Origin of the sequence: Streptomyces sp. GbtcB7 (assembly GCF_019091445.1) — a bacterium.
In the GTDB taxonomy this organism is placed as follows: Bacteria; Actinomycetota; Actinomycetes; order Streptomycetales; family Streptomycetaceae; genus Streptomyces; species Streptomyces mirabilis.
Genome location: NZ_JAGXJM010000045.1, coordinates 48,733 through 62,050, shown reverse-complemented (window position 1 = coordinate 62,050; position 13,318 = coordinate 48,733). Strand labels below are relative to the sequence as shown.

The window sequence follows — 13,318 nt, the reverse complement described above, 5'->3', positions numbered from 1 at the left end:
AGCGATCGGTGGGATCAGCGGGGAAGGATTTTCGGTCGGCGGAAGGGCCGAGGGCGTCAGTCGTGCTCGGCGATGCCGGCGCGGGCGACTTCGCCGTCTTGGTCGGGCATGCCTCCGGAGACCCCGATCGCGCCGGTCAGGACACCCGCCTCGTCGTGGAGTGCGACGCCTCCGGCGTAGGGGATCAGGCCGCCGTTGGTGTATTCGGTGGCGGGAGCGGGACCGCCGGGACTGCAGAAGTCCCACAGGTTCTCGCTCGGGCCGTTGAACAGGATCGATGTCTTCGCCTTGGCCGGCGCGATGTCGATCGAGCCGAGGATCGCCCGTCCATCCGCGCGAAGGCCGGCAGGTGTCCGCCTCCGTCCACGACGGCGATGTTCATCGGCACGTCGAGTGCGGTGGCGTGGCCACGGGCCCGCTCGACCATGGACTGGGCGGTGTCCAGCGAAATGCTCATCTCCGTCTCCAAATGCTCATCTCGGTCGCCAGAAGATGGTGGAGGGTTCGAGGCGGGCTACCCGGCCGGCGTGTGGATCTGTTCGGCGATCCAGGACGCCGCGAACGTCGTCCAGGCCGCCGCCTCCCCGGCGCCGCGGGCGAGGCCGAGGCTGTGCGGGCCGTGCGCGAAGACATACACGGTGTGGGGGACGTCGTGGGCGGCCAGCGCCGCGGCGAGGCGGTAGGTGTGTTCCGGCGGAACGTAGCTGTCCTCGGCGGTGTGCCAGAGGAAGAACGGCGGCGCCGACGGGGTCACCAGCGCGTCCAGGGACGTCGCGCGGCGCACGTCCGGCGAGGCGTCCTCACCGAGCAGGATCATCCGCGCGGGCCGGTAGGTCTCGGTCTCCATCGACGTGATCGCATAGCCGAGGACCGCGAACCGTACGGATGCGTCCAGGGCGGCACCCGGGGCGAGCGCGGCAAGGCCCGCGAGGTGTCCGCCCGCCGAGAAGCCGATCACTCCGACGCGTTCGGCCCCGTGGTGCCGGAGCCTGCGGATCTCCGTCCGCAGTACCTCGAGCGGCACGGGATGCCGCGCGTGCAGTGGGTACCGGAAGACACTCGATTCCACACCCAGCCCGTTGAGCCAGTCGACGATCGGCTCCGCTTCGTTCGGGGCATGGGTGGCATAGCCCCCTCCCGGCAGGACGATCACATGGGTTGCCGCCACTGAGTCCTCGAATGTGGCGTTGACGGCCGACCGTGTCGGCAGTGGCGGTGGCGGTGGCGGTGGCGGTGGCGGTGGCGAACTGTTCACGACAGATCTCCCAGTTCTGCGCTCAAGGGACAGCTCAGTTCTGACAGCTCGGTTCTGACAGCTCGGTTCTGAGGGGTAGCACCTTGAGCGATCCGGAGTTCGGTGACGAAGGCGGTGATGTGCGAGGCGACCTGTTCGGGGACTTCCAGCGGCGAGAGGTGACCGGTGCCGTCCAGTTCCACGAGATCGGCTGTAGGGATCTTCGGCAGCAGGTGCTCTCGCAGGACCTGCGGCGGGTCGACTTTGTCGTGGCTGCCGGCCAGCACCAGAACGGGAACATCGATCGCGCCGACGACATCGGCGAAGTCCTCCACCAGGCCCTGCCTCGGCCACGACAGACGGGCCGCGTCGCCGGCACGGGAGCTGTCGTCGTGGACCTGGCGGCGCGCCTCCTCGCCGAGCCCGCCGTTGGTCAGCACCAGGTCGATGCTCCTGTTGATGGTGTCGGGGGTGTCGTAGGCGTGGTACATCAGCTCCTGGAGCTCGGTCGTCACACCGACAGGGGCCGGCGGAGCGGGCGCGACCAGCACCAGACCCTTCAGCCCGGCGGGACGGCGGGAGGCCAGTACCTGGGCGACCTTGCCGCCCATGGAGTGGCCCACCACGACGTACTCGCCGTAACCGAGCTCGTCGATGACGTGCTGGGCGTCGTCGGCGAGCCGCTCCATGCCGTACGGACCCGGCACCGCGGTGGACTCGCCCCAGCCACGGTGGTCGTGTGAGACGAACGCCTGCGCCGGGCCGAGACGTTCGACGACCGGACGCCAGGTGCGGTGGGAACCTCCCCAGTAGTGCAGGAAGACCAGGGCCGGGCCGCAGCCCTCGCGAACGTGGGCGTAGAGCCGACCGTCCTCGACATCGAAGTACCGGCCCATGAGGGTATGCGTGATCTTGGGCATTCGTACCTCCTTGCGCGGGCCGACGCGGAGCCGCTCCGCTGCGACCGACGCCGACATGAGTCCGGGCCCACAGGCCGTTGCTCATGTCCTCGATCCTCGTCGGAGGCACAGTGTCCAACGACGGTCTCCTGTGCCACTGTTCATAAGTTTCGGGACATCTGTACGAGCGCTGTCGCGGGTGCTGACCGTTGCGCCCCGGGGAGTCCTCGCCACAGGTGCGCCACCACCGCCTCATGCGGGGACAGCCCGGCTTCTGGAAGCGCCGAGAAGTGGTGATCGTAAGATTCGGGCCATGAGCGCTCATCGCGTCGCGGTCCTGGCACTGCCCCACGTGCTGCCTCTCGACCTGGGCATCCCGACGCAGATCTTCAACCCCAGGCCCAACACCCCCTACGAACTGACCGTGTGCGGGGCCACGCGCGGCAGCGTCACCACCAGCACCGGCTTCACCGTGGGCACCACCGCCGGGCTGGCCGCGCTCGCCCGCGCGGACACGATCATCGTGCCCGGCTACTGGCACTATCAGCGGCCACCGGCGCCCGAGGTCACGGCGGCCCTGAAACTTGCCTTCAGGCGAGGAGCCCGCATCGCGTCCATCTGCACCGGAGCCTTCGCCCTGGCCGCGGCCGGCCTCCTCAACGACCGGACCGTCACCACCCACTGGGCCAGCGCGGACGAACTCGAGGAGCTCTACCCTCGCGTGCGCGTCGACCGCAACGTGCTCTACATCGACGACGACCCGCTGCTGACGTCCGCCGGCGTGACCGCGGGCATCGACCTGTGCCTCTACCTCGTCCGCAAAGACCTCGGTGCAGCCGTCGCCAACGACATCGCCCGCGAACTGGTCGCCGCACCCCACCGCGACGGAGGACAGGCTCAGTACATCGCCCAGTCCCTGCCCGAACCCACCGCCCACACCCTGGCCCCCACCCGCGACTGGGCCCTGCGCCACCTCGAAGAGACCCTCACCCTCGACGCGCTCGCCAACCACGCCCGCGTCTCCACCCGAACTCTGGTCCGCATGTGGCGCCAGGAGACCGGCGTCACCCCCCACCAGTGGCTGCTCACCGCCCGCGTCAACCACGCCCGCGAGCTCCTCGAAGTCACCGACCTGGGGGTCGAACAGATCGCCACCCAAAGCGGTCTGGGAACCGGCACCAATCTCCGCGCCCGCTTCCGCGACGCCCTTGGCACCACACCCACCGCCTACCGGCGGGCCTTCCAGCGGACAACTACGGCCTGACCGAAGCCTGACCCCGGTCTGCCCCCGGCCACCGCACCCGCCGCCAATGCCAGGCGCGTGCGCACCGAGCTGGGCCAGGCCAGCAACTGCTGCGGCTGCTGCTCCGGCGGCCCAGCTGTCCCGAAACTTACGAGGTGTGGCACAGGAGACGGTCGTTGGTCAACGTGCCTCCGACGAAGATCGACGACAAACGTCACCTACTCACAGATTCGGACCGCTGCCATGCCGATGCTCGATGTGTACGCCCCCAAAGGGATCTTCAGCGACAAGCACGCCCTGGCCAAGGATCTCGCCGAGACGATCATGCGCTGGGAGAAGGTGCCGCCGATTCCCTTCTTCACCGACAACACCGCCGCCTTCATCCACGAACTGGAGCCGGAGGCGTTCTCCACCGCCGGTGGCGGCAGCAACAGCGTGCGTGTCCATGTGACCACCAACGCGGGCGCCCTCGACCGCGAGCAGCAGCTCGGACTTGTGAAGGATATTTCCGCCCTCATCGCCGAGGCAGCCGGAGACGCCTCTCTCACGGGGCGCACCTGGGTGGCCCTGACCGAGGCGGTGCCGGGCGGCTGGGGAATCGGCGGGCACGCCTACACCAACGAGGAGATCGTGCAGACCGCGCGGAAGCTCCTCGGCAAGGAGTAGTCACCCGACGGAGGGGGCCCCTTCCGAGGGCGCCCCTTCCGACGTGGCGATGGGCTGGTCATAGGCGGCGCGTGCGGCGTGGACCTGCGCGGCGCGGTTGTGGGTCCAGGCGCAGAGGACGCGGGTTTTCTCGGCGATCTCGCGGCCAAGGACGGTGAGCCCGTAGTGGACCAGCGGCGGCGTGGCATCGGGGTCCACCGTCCTGACGACGAGCCCATCGCGTTCCAGGGTCCGCAGGGTTTGCGAGAACATCTTGCGGCTGATCCCGCCAATGGAACGCTGCAGCTCGGAGAACCGCTGGACACCGTGCTCCCGCAGCCTGAGCAGCATCAGCAAGGCCCGTTTGTCGGCCAGATCCACGAAGACGCCACGGCTGGAACAGGCCGCGTCGAGGATGTCCATCGGCCGCTCCGGGGCGACGTGCTTAGGGAGCAAGCCAGTGACCGAGACCATCAAGCGCCTCCTGGTCGCCGTCGCCTTCCACTCCGGCTACGGACACACCACCGTGCTGGCCGAAGGAGTCAAGCGTGGCGCCGAGAACGCGGGAGTCGAGGTCGCCCACATCCCGGTGGACGCCACCACCGACGAGGACTGGCAGCGGCTCGACGCCGCCGACGCCATCATCTTCGGCTCCCCCACCTACATGGACGGCGCCTTCTCCGCCCCACGCCTTCGCCAAAGCCACCAGCGGCCGCTACCTCACAAGCGTTTGGGCCGACAAGATCGCCGCCGGTTTCACCAACTCCGCCTCCAAGAGCGGCGACAAGCTGTACACCCTCAACTTCATGGCCGCTCTCGCCGCTCAACACCGCATGATCTGGGTCGACCTGGGCCTGCCCCCCGGCTGGAACGCCCTGACCGCCTCCGAAGACACCCTCAACCGCCTCGGCTCCTGGATCGGCGCCGGCGCCTCGCCCCTGAGGACAGCGCCCGCCGCGTCCTGCCCCATTTCACGCGCCCCATGAGGTGGTCGCATGACGGCCTTCGAGCTCAAACAGCGTTACGACCCGGTCCCGGTACGGGACTTCACCGCTCGCCTCACGGTGACCGCGGTCGGCTCGGACCATTCCGAGATCCACTGGGCCGCCCAGTTCGAGCCGGCGCCGGGAGTACTCGTAGAAGCCCACCGGGGCGCTCTTGGCGTCTTCTTCGGTGATCGACGGTGCTCGTGAGGGGGGATTGCTTTCTGTCCATGGCTTGCGGAGATGGGTGCGAGCACCCTGTGGCGACTCAACCGTAGGCGCGCTGTGCGGGGCGTCGCATGGTGAGGCGCCGGGCCGGAAGCGGATGCAGAGGCAGATCCCCGACCGAGCGGACGACAGGTGCCGCCTACGCGCCGAGTTCCGTCGCAATCTTGGCGAGGCATGAATGCAAGCTGATCATGGCGGATGGGGACGTGATCGAGGAGGAAGCCTCCCGGAAGGAATCCCTGAGCGGCCTGCCGATGTACGGCGACGACTTCCCCGAGGAGCGGTGAGATCCACCGCGGGTGCGGGCGGCGACAACGCCCGGCGCACCCCGTGTAAGCCTGGGTCGGCGGGTTTGCCTGCGGTACGGCGCCACAGCCTCACTTGATCTGTTTGCCGCGCCCGGCACCGCGTTCCCAAGAGGCAGGGGGTCAGGTGGAGCGGTCGCAGAGTTCGTCGACGTAGGTGTGCGCATCCGTCTCGGGCAGTGTCCAGGGCAGGAAGATGGCTCTGTAGATGATGGGGGCCACCAGCAGGTCGATGACCTGGTCGCCGGTGAAGGTGCTGCCGGGGCGTGCGGCGAAGCCGGCTGCTTCTGTCCGGCGGTCGCGCAGGCAGTCCGATTCGTCCTCGCCGGCTGCGGCGGCCCCGCCGCGCAGGAGGGCGGCGTTCACCGGGACGCTGTAGTGGCTGATCAGCTCCTGTGCCCAGGTGGTCAGATCGGCGCGCAGGTCCCCGGTGTCGGGAAGGCCGCGGTCCGGGTCGAGCCGGTAGGTCGCCAGGTCGTTGATCATGGTCCGGGCGTCGCCCCACCGTCGGTAGATGCTCGAGTGATTCACTCCCGCACGCTCCGCGACCATCGGGATGGTGACGGCGTCACTGCCCCGTTCGGCGATCAGTTCCTCGACGGCCTTCCTGATGGACGTCAGCACCACGGCACTGCGGCCACCGGTGCGCCGCCGCGGGGACGATTCTGCAACCATCCCCTCACTATAACGCACACCACTTGGCGTTAAGCCCCATCGAGGTCCGCGGTGAAGCCAACGCTTCGAGCAGCAGTGACACTTCCCCACCCTGGTGCTTGCCAGGGCCACCCGGCCTGGCCGTGGTTCCGTCCCGCTTCACCCTTCCAGTAGTGGGTAATCGGTGTAGCCGGCGGCATCCGGACCGTAGAAGAGGTCCTTCTTGGGTTCGGCGAGCGGCGCATGGGAGGCGATCCGGGCCGGCAGATCCGGATTGGCGATGAACGGCTGCCCGTAGGCGACCAGATCCGCCAGGCCGTCGCTCAGAATCGAGTTCCCTCGGCGCTGGTCGAACCCGACGTTCGCCATGATCGCGCCTTGATAGACCTTCCGGAAGTGACGGAACATGCCATCGTCGGCCAGCTCCTCCAACGGTCCTCCGGTGGGGTCGACCATCATCCCCATGAGCAGGAGATGTGACAGTTCATAGTCGTTGAGCCGTCCGAGCACGTACTCGCTGTCTGCCAGCGCCTCGACCCCGGAGACGAATTCTCCCGTCTCGGACCATGCGGGTCCGGCTTTCACACCGACACGCCGCAGGTCGACGAACTCGCCGACAGCCTCGATGATCTCGAAGAGGAAGCGGGCGCGGTTCTCGACCGAGCCGCCGTAGCGGTCCGTGCGCAGATTGGTGCGGGGATTCAGGAACTGACTGATCAGGTAGTTGAAGCCTGCCTGCAGCTGCACACCGTCGAATCCCGCCGCCATGGCGTTGCGAGCCGCCGTCGCATAGTCGGCGACCGTCCGACGGAGGTCGTACGCCGACATTGCCCGGGGCTCCACGGTGGGCTTGCGGCCAGTCGACGTCGGGGCCAGTAGCCCCGGGTTGACGGCCGAAGGCGCAAGGGGCGGGCGGCCGTCGAAGAAGTCGGGATGAGAAGCGGACCCGGTGTGCCACAGCTGAGCGAAGATGACACCACCTGCGAGGTGGACCGCATCGGTCACCTGCTTCCAGTGGGCGACCTGCTCATCGGTGAACAGCCCCGGAACGTCATGCCATCCGACCGCGTCGCGGCTGATCCACACACCCTCGGAGACGATCAGACCGGCCGATGCCCGCTGAGCGTAGTACTCGACGTGGAGATCAGTGGGCAGCAGATCGCGATTGCGTGCACGACTCCGCGTCAACGGGGCCATGACCACGCGGTTCGCCAGAGAGACGTCGCGCATCTGGTACGGAAGAAGCAAGGACTGTGTCGAGCTCATAGGTGACTCCTGATGTGAGAGCGGGGCCAGGAAGGTCCTGGGAGGCGATCGGTGACATCTGGCACCGACTCATTAAGGCCCGGAAATGTGCTTTAGCTCGACCGTAGCACTCATCCGCCCTAAAGCAAATATCTGTGCTCCAAAGCGACCCCTGCCGTCGGTAGTCGGCAGTCGGGCCCTTCGCAAGGGGCCTAGGGATCCCGTGGCGCACGTAGCCCGTGCGGATGTGCGCGTAGGGGCGGACCGCCCCAAGGGGCAGAAGGGCCTGACGATGACCCTGGGTACTACGGGCCGCGCTCCCCACAAGAGCGCACTGCTCAATCACCTTCAGACCATGGCCGACGGCGATTTCGAGATCATGCGCTTCGACGCCGTGGAATCCGAGGCCGCGCTGGGTTTCGCCGCACGGCAGCAGCTGCCAAGACCGCACCCGACCCAGCTGCCCAAGCCGCCCGATCCACAGCGTGAGGCGCTCTGCCAGGTCTTCGGGCTGGAACTACCTCACCGCCCCGTTCCACCTGCTGCGCGACGACATCGACACCGAAGAAGCAGAACCCTGGCACGAGGAGGGAGCCACCCGGTCGGCCCTCCGCGTCACCTAGCCGAGGACATTCGCCACCCCGTCGAAACAGCAGACCTTGCACTTCGACGAATCGGGCCTCCTACGGCGTACCGACTTCGGTTTCGAACTGCTCGGCCCGGGCCCGGCAATGCACTATGCCTCGCTGCACCGACGTTTCGACGAGATCGTCGTACCCACTCGGCACCTGCTCTACGTGCGCAACCCGGACGGAACCGGGACTCGCGAGTCCACCTCTCTCGCGATCGACATCGAAGACTCATACTTCACTTGACAGGCAGGGCCGGAAAGCAACAAGCATCACAGTCTCCAGGCCCTTCCAGGCTCCATGAGGCGCAAACCGAGCACTCGGCTCGCCGGCTGTTGGAGGAGATGTGACCAACCTGCTCTCAGCAGTTCTCAAGGCTCATGGCGGCACGGAGCGGTGGGACCAGCACGCAACCGTGACTGCCACCATCGTCAGTGACGGAGAGCTCTTTGCGGCCAAGGGCCTGCCCCAGGACCTCAAGCCACGCCGTATGACTGTCGACATGCACAAGGAACACGCTTCAGTGCGCCCCTTCGGGGCTCCCGAACAGCGCTCAGACTTCACACCCGACCGCATCGCGATCGAACGCGCCGACGGCACCGTCGTAGCCGAACGGCCCAATCCACGAGCGTCATTCCGGGGACACACCCTGGAAACGCCCTGGGATCCACTGGACCGCGCCTACTTCAACGGCTACGCCCTGTGGACGTACCTGACGACACCGTTCTTCGCGATCATGAACGGCATGGGCGTAGAGGAGGCGGAACCGTGGAACGAGTCGTCAACTGAGCGATGGCGTCATCTGCGGGTCACTTTTCCGGCCGACATCGCAAGTCACAGCACGGTGCAGGACTTCTACTTCGGGGACGACTATCTGCTCAGGCGCCACGACTATCACGTTGACATCGCCGGGGGCTTCGCGGCCGCGCAGTACGTCTACGACATCCATGAAGCAGACGGAATCAAGTTCCCGACCAGGCGTCGCGCGTACCTCCGCCGGTCCGACGGGCGTCCCGACCACGATCACCTCATGGTCAGTATCGACCTGCGCGATGTCCACTACTTCTGACAGCGCCAGCCAAGCGGAGCCCTGGCTCCTCGCCGAGGAGCGCATCCGAGTGAAGGCAGGCCCTGCTGCAGCAGGTGGCTCAGGTGCCGACAAGCGAGGCACAACGGCGAGGACCGCGCCGGAGGACCGACTGTCAGACCTGGTCGGCGCCGGCCCGCTTGCGCGCACGATAGTTGCGCAGGTTGGCCGCGTTGCCGCAGACGTGGACGTCGTGCCAGACGCCGCTGTTGTTGCGGGAGCGGTCGTAGAAGGCAACCAGGCAGCGCGTGTTTCGGCAAGCCTTCAGGCGGCGCAGGGTATCGGTGCACTGCGCCTGGTAGACCTCGATGAGGGCGAGTGACGCCACCTGCCGCCAGCCCGTGCCGCGGGGCTCGGCGTGGACGGCCCCGTGCTCGTCGAGCCGCAATGCGGTGGGCAAGATCATCAGTGAAGCCGCCGGGCCGACCTCCGTCGCCGCCGGGTCACCGATCTGGGCGTGGAGGCTCTGCCCCAGGTCATGACGGAAGTCGCGCAGGCCCTGCACGTCCTCGGCTGTCAGTTCGATGCCGGGTGCGGGCCGGTGGGACACGCCACTCCAGCTCTTCAATGCCTGGTCAAGCCAAGCACGGGCGCCCTCGGCTGTCTGCAGAAGGTCGGACTCCCGGGGTTTGCCGGCGGACAGCGTGTTGAGCAGGTCCTGCACGAAGGCCAGCCCGCCCGGGGCGGGCTCCAGGCCATATCGGGCTGTCGCAGTCCAGGACATTCGCGGATCTCTTTCGATGACGGCAGCTACAGCAACATGTCCATAGCCTATTTACTTATTACGCTTGGAAGTGTAACTCTCCGAATGACGAGCGTCGGCTTCCCGAAGTTCCGCGTAGGGCCCGGTGGGTTCGCCCATGCAGGCTGTGCCGCTCGGGTGAGTCGCGGACAGAAGCATCTGAACGTCGGATACGCGCTCGGCTGACACCTCCTCGCCCCGGGCGCCCCGGCCATTGCGTGACCGGGCGGCCAGGCCCGGCCGCTCAGCCCTTGGCGGACCTCGCCGAGCCCCACAGTGCGCCCTGGTTGACGCGGCCAGGATGCAGTTCCAACATGCCGCGATAGAGGCCGAGAGTGGTCGTGGTGCGCTCTGCGACCGCCTCGAAGTCCTGGATGTAGCGCCGGGTCTCGGCGATTGTCTTCGGGTCGTCAGGACGGTCGGGGTTCTTGTGTCCCGCGACCACCGCTTCTGGCTCCAGCGCGGCGATGGTGTCGAGCGCGTCCAGCCAGGCTCGGCGGCCCTCGGCAGGCGATTCGGCAAGGTAGAGGTGAACATCGTTGTAGACGGCGTCTCCGGCCACGACCAGGCCGATCGACGGCACGTGCAGACAGGTGGTGTCATCGGTGTCCGTGTGCCCGAGTCCCACGACGACGAGGTCATGGCCCTCCAGCTCCAGCCGATCGCCTGCCAGCGGCTCCGCGGCCACGAGTCTGCTCGGAATCTGGCCGGGGAAGCGCTCGTCCCAGAACGACGCGACGAACTCCGGTGCCATCTGCTTCTTCATCTGCTCCACCACCGCCGGCGTCGCCACCGCGCGCGCTCCCGGGAAGCGTTCAAGAAGGGTGCCCAGCCCGAACCAGTGGTCACCGTGCCCGTGGGTCACGAAGACCGTGGTGAGGTTCATGCCGCTCGCCGCAACCCAGTCGGCCAGCCGGTCGGCCTGCTCGGCAGTCATCAGCGCGTCGACCAGCACCGCATCGCGCTCGCCTGTGATCAGTGTGGCCGTGATGGGCGACCACATGCGCCGGGGGACGTCGGGCGGCAGGTCCGCGATCTCGGTGGGGATCGACGGCGCCACGTGGACACTCCAGCTCAGTTGCGCTCCGGGCATGATCGCTTCCTTGGGACTCAGAGGCAGCCACAAGAGAGCTGTAACCGATCAGCCATGTCGATACCTGTGAATACTGCCTGGCCTGTCGTACTTCTCCAGCCGAAAGTAACTCGACTCAACGACAGAGTCAATACGCGTATGATTATGTCGTACGGTCGTCGTTGTGTAGGCATTGAATTCCGCTGCGCAAGCGGTCCGCCGCCGCAGGGACGTGACCAGACGACCGCGCGAGCCGCACGTTGCCCCTCAGTGAGGAGTCATCATGACCGCATCCGCGCCCAGCTCTCTGGAGTACGAGACCTTCGTTTCGGACGGCACACCCCGGACCGGCGAGGAACGTCTGCCGAACGGTGACCGGCTCGTTTCCTCACCGCTGACCTCGACGCTGATCTTCGGGGAAGAGGACGCCGTCCTGGTCGATCCGCCTTTCACCCGTGAACAGACCGAACAGGTCGGTGACTGGGTCGAGCGGTCCGGCAGGCGCCTGACCCACATCTACTCCACCCACGGGCACGGCGATCACTGGTTCGGCACCGCGGAACTCGTGAAGCGATTCCACGGCGTCACCGTCTACGCGACCCGCGGCACCATCGAGGTCATGCATCAGCAGGCCACCGACGGGCGCGCACAGATGTGGGACAAGCGCTTCCCCGGCCTGATCCCCGACAGCCCGGTTCTTGCCCAGCCCATTCCCGCCGACGGCTTCCAGCTGGAGCGCAACCTCATCCAGGCCGTCGAGGTCGGGCACACGGACACCGACGAGACGTCCGTCCTGCACGTACCGTCCATCGGCCTCATAGTGGCCGGCGACGTCGCCTACAACGGGGTGCACCAGTACATCCTCGAAGGCGGCAATGGCGGCCTGCAGAAATGGCTCGCGGCCATCGATCGCGTCGCCGCGCTCAAGCCGCGCGCGGTAGTGGCCGGCCACAAGAACAAAAACCTACCGGACGATCCCGCCATTCTCGACCGAACCCGGCAGTACCTGCTGGACGCCATCCGGCTGCTCGACGAACACCCGACTGCCCGCGAGTTCTTCGACCGGATGACCGCGCTCTACCCGGATCTGCTCAACCCGGGTCCGGTGTGGTACGGAGCGGTCGGGCTACTGGGAAAGTGACCCGGAGAAGCCGTGGTGGCGACAGTGCAGCGGCTGACACGAACGGTGCCGGCAAGACATCGCCGGTCACATAAGGGCTGGCTGAGGCCGTCCTCGGTACGGTCGGAGCGGTGTCCGACGCGCGTCGGGGTTGGCCACCGCAGTGCGCGCCTTGGCCACAGCAATTCGGCTGGTCATAGGCATACCACCGTGCGCTGAAGCCCTCCGGCCAGATCGACCTACCCGGAGCAGCATCCAGCACCTCTACGGCGGCGACTTCGTCCCGTGGGCCGGCGGTGTTCTGGTCACCGACGGTGAGTTGATCCTCGGTGCCGCAGGCGCATCCGGTGCCCATGCTCTCGAAGACGAAGAGGCCGTACAAACCGCAGATAACTTCGCTGGCCAGGGGGCCGGCGAAGCAATTCCGTACGCCCCGGCCTCGTCCCGGGCCATGAGAACGCGATTGAGATCCATCGTTCGGCCGGCGTCACTTGGCGACGTTCTCAACCCAGCGTGAGCCATCGGATGCCCAGGCGGCTGACGTCCGATGCTTCCTCCCTGGTGATCGGCTCGCGCCCCGTCGCCGTGCGCAGAAAGCGAAGCTGACCCCAGCCCAGCTTCTCCAGTGCCGCTGCCCCGTCCGGTCCGAGCAGAAGGCCCTGCACCAAATCCGCGGCCTCGGAAGTCAGCCACGGCTCGCGCCCCAAGGCGTCGGCCAGGTCCAGGCCGTGCACGGCGACCTCAACCACGCGCGTCAGCAGGAACTCCGACAGGAGCATCGGATCACCGTGCCGGGTGCGAACCACACGCCCTTCGGGCTCGGCCCGGCACAGTCGGTCCACCTCTTGCCAAGTGGCGTTGAAGTCGTCGGCGAGTGCGGCACCGCTGAGCTGTTCGGCCGCATGATCTTGTGCCAGAGCGATCCGAGCGGCGTTGGTGTCCGGAGCGAAACGGTCGTCGGGCCGGTAGTACTCCATTGCCGAGACCTCGGCACGGGTCGGTGCCGGCGCGGCCAGCATGCCCGGCAGCCAGGCAATCACCACCCGGACATGAGCCAGCAAGTCGCTCACTTTCCACGGAGCACACCGCGTCGGCAGACCCCACTCGGCCGCCGAAACCTCAGTCATCGCCTGCGCGAGCTGCCCCGCCTCAAGCCGAAACGCTTCAACTACCCGCCCCTGATCCATGCCGATCAAGCTACCCAACCAGAACTGGCGCAGCAGTAGACCTCA

18 protein-coding genes and 2 pseudogenes are annotated in these 13,318 nt (G+C 67.2%); 11 read left to right on the top strand and 9 right to left on the bottom strand.

From position 1 onward, the window contains the following. Nucleotides 1–56: 56 nt before the first annotated feature. The 3 genes and pseudogenes from KVT44_RS61230 to KVT44_RS46660 form a co-directional block, all read right to left on the bottom strand. Nucleotides 57–457 (bottom strand): annotated as a pseudogene (locus tag KVT44_RS61230) (heme-binding protein). A 57-nt stretch (nucleotides 458–514) separates the two neighbouring features. Then, entirely contained in the window at nucleotides 515–1,168 is a 654-nt protein-coding gene (locus KVT44_RS46665; RefSeq protein WP_217574303.1) for an alpha/beta hydrolase, read from the bottom strand. An 83-nt stretch (nucleotides 1,169–1,251) separates the two neighbouring features. Next, nucleotides 1,252–2,154, bottom strand: coding sequence for an alpha/beta fold hydrolase (locus tag KVT44_RS46660; protein WP_217574301.1), 903 nt, complete (start codon nucleotides 2,152–2,154; stop codon nucleotides 1,252–1,254). A 292-nt stretch (nucleotides 2,155–2,446) separates the two neighbouring features. On the opposite strand from KVT44_RS46660, the gene KVT44_RS46655 reads away from it, so the two are divergent. Together KVT44_RS46655 and KVT44_RS46650 are read left to right on the top strand one after the other, a co-directional pair. After that, nucleotides 2,447–3,397 carry a GlxA family transcriptional regulator gene (locus KVT44_RS46655; protein ID WP_217574299.1) on the top strand — a complete coding sequence of 317 codons (951 nt, stop codon included), beginning with the start codon at nucleotides 2,447–2,449 and terminating at the stop codon, nucleotides 3,395–3,397. Nucleotides 3,398–3,619: 222 nt separating this feature from the next. After that, on the top strand, nucleotides 3,620–4,042 hold the full coding sequence (locus tag KVT44_RS46650) for a hypothetical protein (protein ID WP_217574297.1): 423 nt from the start codon (nucleotides 3,620–3,622) through the stop codon (nucleotides 4,040–4,042). Here KVT44_RS46650 and KVT44_RS46645 read toward each other — a convergent pair whose 3' ends face one another. Then, nucleotides 4,043–4,444, bottom strand: coding sequence for a helix-turn-helix domain-containing protein (locus tag KVT44_RS46645; protein ID WP_217574295.1), 402 nt, complete (start codon nucleotides 4,442–4,444; stop codon nucleotides 4,043–4,045). Here KVT44_RS46645 and KVT44_RS61225 point away from each other — a divergent pair. The 4 genes and pseudogenes from KVT44_RS61225 to KVT44_RS60305 all read left to right on the top strand — a co-directional run. Further along, a pseudogene (locus KVT44_RS61225) lies at nucleotides 4,437–4,643 on the top strand (hypothetical protein); the annotation flags it as partial. The gene KVT44_RS46645 and the pseudogene KVT44_RS61225 overlap by 8 nt on opposite strands. Beyond that, entirely contained in the window at nucleotides 4,570–5,007 is a 438-nt protein-coding gene (locus KVT44_RS46640) for a hypothetical protein (RefSeq protein WP_254650831.1), read from the top strand. The pseudogene KVT44_RS61225 and the gene KVT44_RS46640, both read left to right, overlap by 74 nt. Before the next feature lie 9 nt (nucleotides 5,008–5,016). Continuing rightward, nucleotides 5,017–5,214: a hypothetical protein gene (locus KVT44_RS46635; RefSeq protein ID WP_217574293.1), complete on the top strand. Its 198-nt coding sequence runs from the start codon at nucleotides 5,017–5,019 to the stop codon at nucleotides 5,212–5,214. A 182-nt stretch (nucleotides 5,215–5,396) separates the two neighbouring features. Further along, nucleotides 5,397–5,519 (top strand): hypothetical protein, encoded by a 123-nt coding sequence (locus tag KVT44_RS60305; protein WP_302832196.1) that lies wholly within the window; start codon nucleotides 5,397–5,399, stop codon nucleotides 5,517–5,519. 141 nt (nucleotides 5,520–5,660) lie between these two features. On the opposite strand, the gene KVT44_RS46630 is transcribed toward KVT44_RS60305, so the two are convergent. Together KVT44_RS46630 and KVT44_RS46625 are read right to left on the bottom strand one after the other, a co-directional pair. Beyond that, complete coding sequence (locus KVT44_RS46630; RefSeq protein ID WP_190174741.1) at nucleotides 5,661–6,212, bottom strand: TetR/AcrR family transcriptional regulator; 552 nt, start codon at nucleotides 6,210–6,212, stop codon at nucleotides 5,661–5,663. Between the two features lie 138 nt (nucleotides 6,213–6,350). After that, nucleotides 6,351–7,457 carry an alkene reductase gene (locus KVT44_RS46625; RefSeq protein ID WP_217574291.1) on the bottom strand — a complete coding sequence of 369 codons (1,107 nt, stop codon included), beginning with the start codon at nucleotides 7,455–7,457 and terminating at the stop codon, nucleotides 6,351–6,353. Nucleotides 7,458–7,921: 464 nt separating this feature from the next. Between KVT44_RS46625 and KVT44_RS46620 the strand changes: the two genes are divergently transcribed. From KVT44_RS46620 to KVT44_RS46610, 3 genes are all read left to right on the top strand, one after another. Next, a complete protein-coding gene (locus tag KVT44_RS46620) occupies nucleotides 7,922–8,059 on the top strand; it encodes a hypothetical protein (protein WP_190174801.1) in 138 nt (45 codons plus the stop codon). Nucleotides 8,060–8,095: 36 nt separating this feature from the next. Beyond that, on the top strand, nucleotides 8,096–8,311 hold the full coding sequence (locus KVT44_RS46615) for a hypothetical protein (RefSeq protein WP_217574289.1): 216 nt from the start codon (nucleotides 8,096–8,098) through the stop codon (nucleotides 8,309–8,311). 169 nt (nucleotides 8,312–8,480) lie between these two features. Further along, nucleotides 8,481–9,134 carry a hypothetical protein gene (locus KVT44_RS46610; protein ID WP_308314308.1) on the top strand — a complete coding sequence of 218 codons (654 nt, stop codon included), beginning with the start codon at nucleotides 8,481–8,483 and terminating at the stop codon, nucleotides 9,132–9,134. A 133-nt stretch (nucleotides 9,135–9,267) separates the two neighbouring features. Here the strand turns inward: KVT44_RS46610 and KVT44_RS46605 are convergent, their stop codons facing one another. Continuing rightward, nucleotides 9,268–9,876, bottom strand: a complete 609-nt coding sequence (locus KVT44_RS46605; RefSeq protein ID WP_217574285.1) for a CGNR zinc finger domain-containing protein — start codon at nucleotides 9,874–9,876, stop codon at nucleotides 9,268–9,270. A gap of 262 nt (nucleotides 9,877–10,138) precedes the next feature. Then, entirely contained in the window at nucleotides 10,139–10,987 is an 849-nt protein-coding gene (locus KVT44_RS46600; protein WP_254650830.1) for an MBL fold metallo-hydrolase, read from the bottom strand. Between the two features lie 262 nt (nucleotides 10,988–11,249). Between KVT44_RS46600 and KVT44_RS46595 the strand changes: the two genes are divergently transcribed. Continuing rightward, nucleotides 11,250–12,107: an MBL fold metallo-hydrolase gene (locus KVT44_RS46595; RefSeq protein ID WP_217574283.1), complete on the top strand. Its 858-nt coding sequence runs from the start codon at nucleotides 11,250–11,252 to the stop codon at nucleotides 12,105–12,107. A 142-nt stretch (nucleotides 12,108–12,249) separates the two neighbouring features. Then, nucleotides 12,250–12,603: a heme-binding protein gene (locus KVT44_RS61220; protein WP_368857609.1), complete on the top strand. Its 354-nt coding sequence runs from the start codon at nucleotides 12,250–12,252 to the stop codon at nucleotides 12,601–12,603. Here the strand turns inward: KVT44_RS61220 and KVT44_RS46590 are convergent. After that, a complete protein-coding gene (locus KVT44_RS46590; protein ID WP_217574281.1) occupies nucleotides 12,590–13,273 on the bottom strand; it encodes a maleylpyruvate isomerase family mycothiol-dependent enzyme in 684 nt (227 codons plus the stop codon). The genes KVT44_RS61220 and KVT44_RS46590 overlap by 14 nt on opposite strands. Between the last annotated feature and the right edge of the window lie 45 nt (nucleotides 13,274–13,318).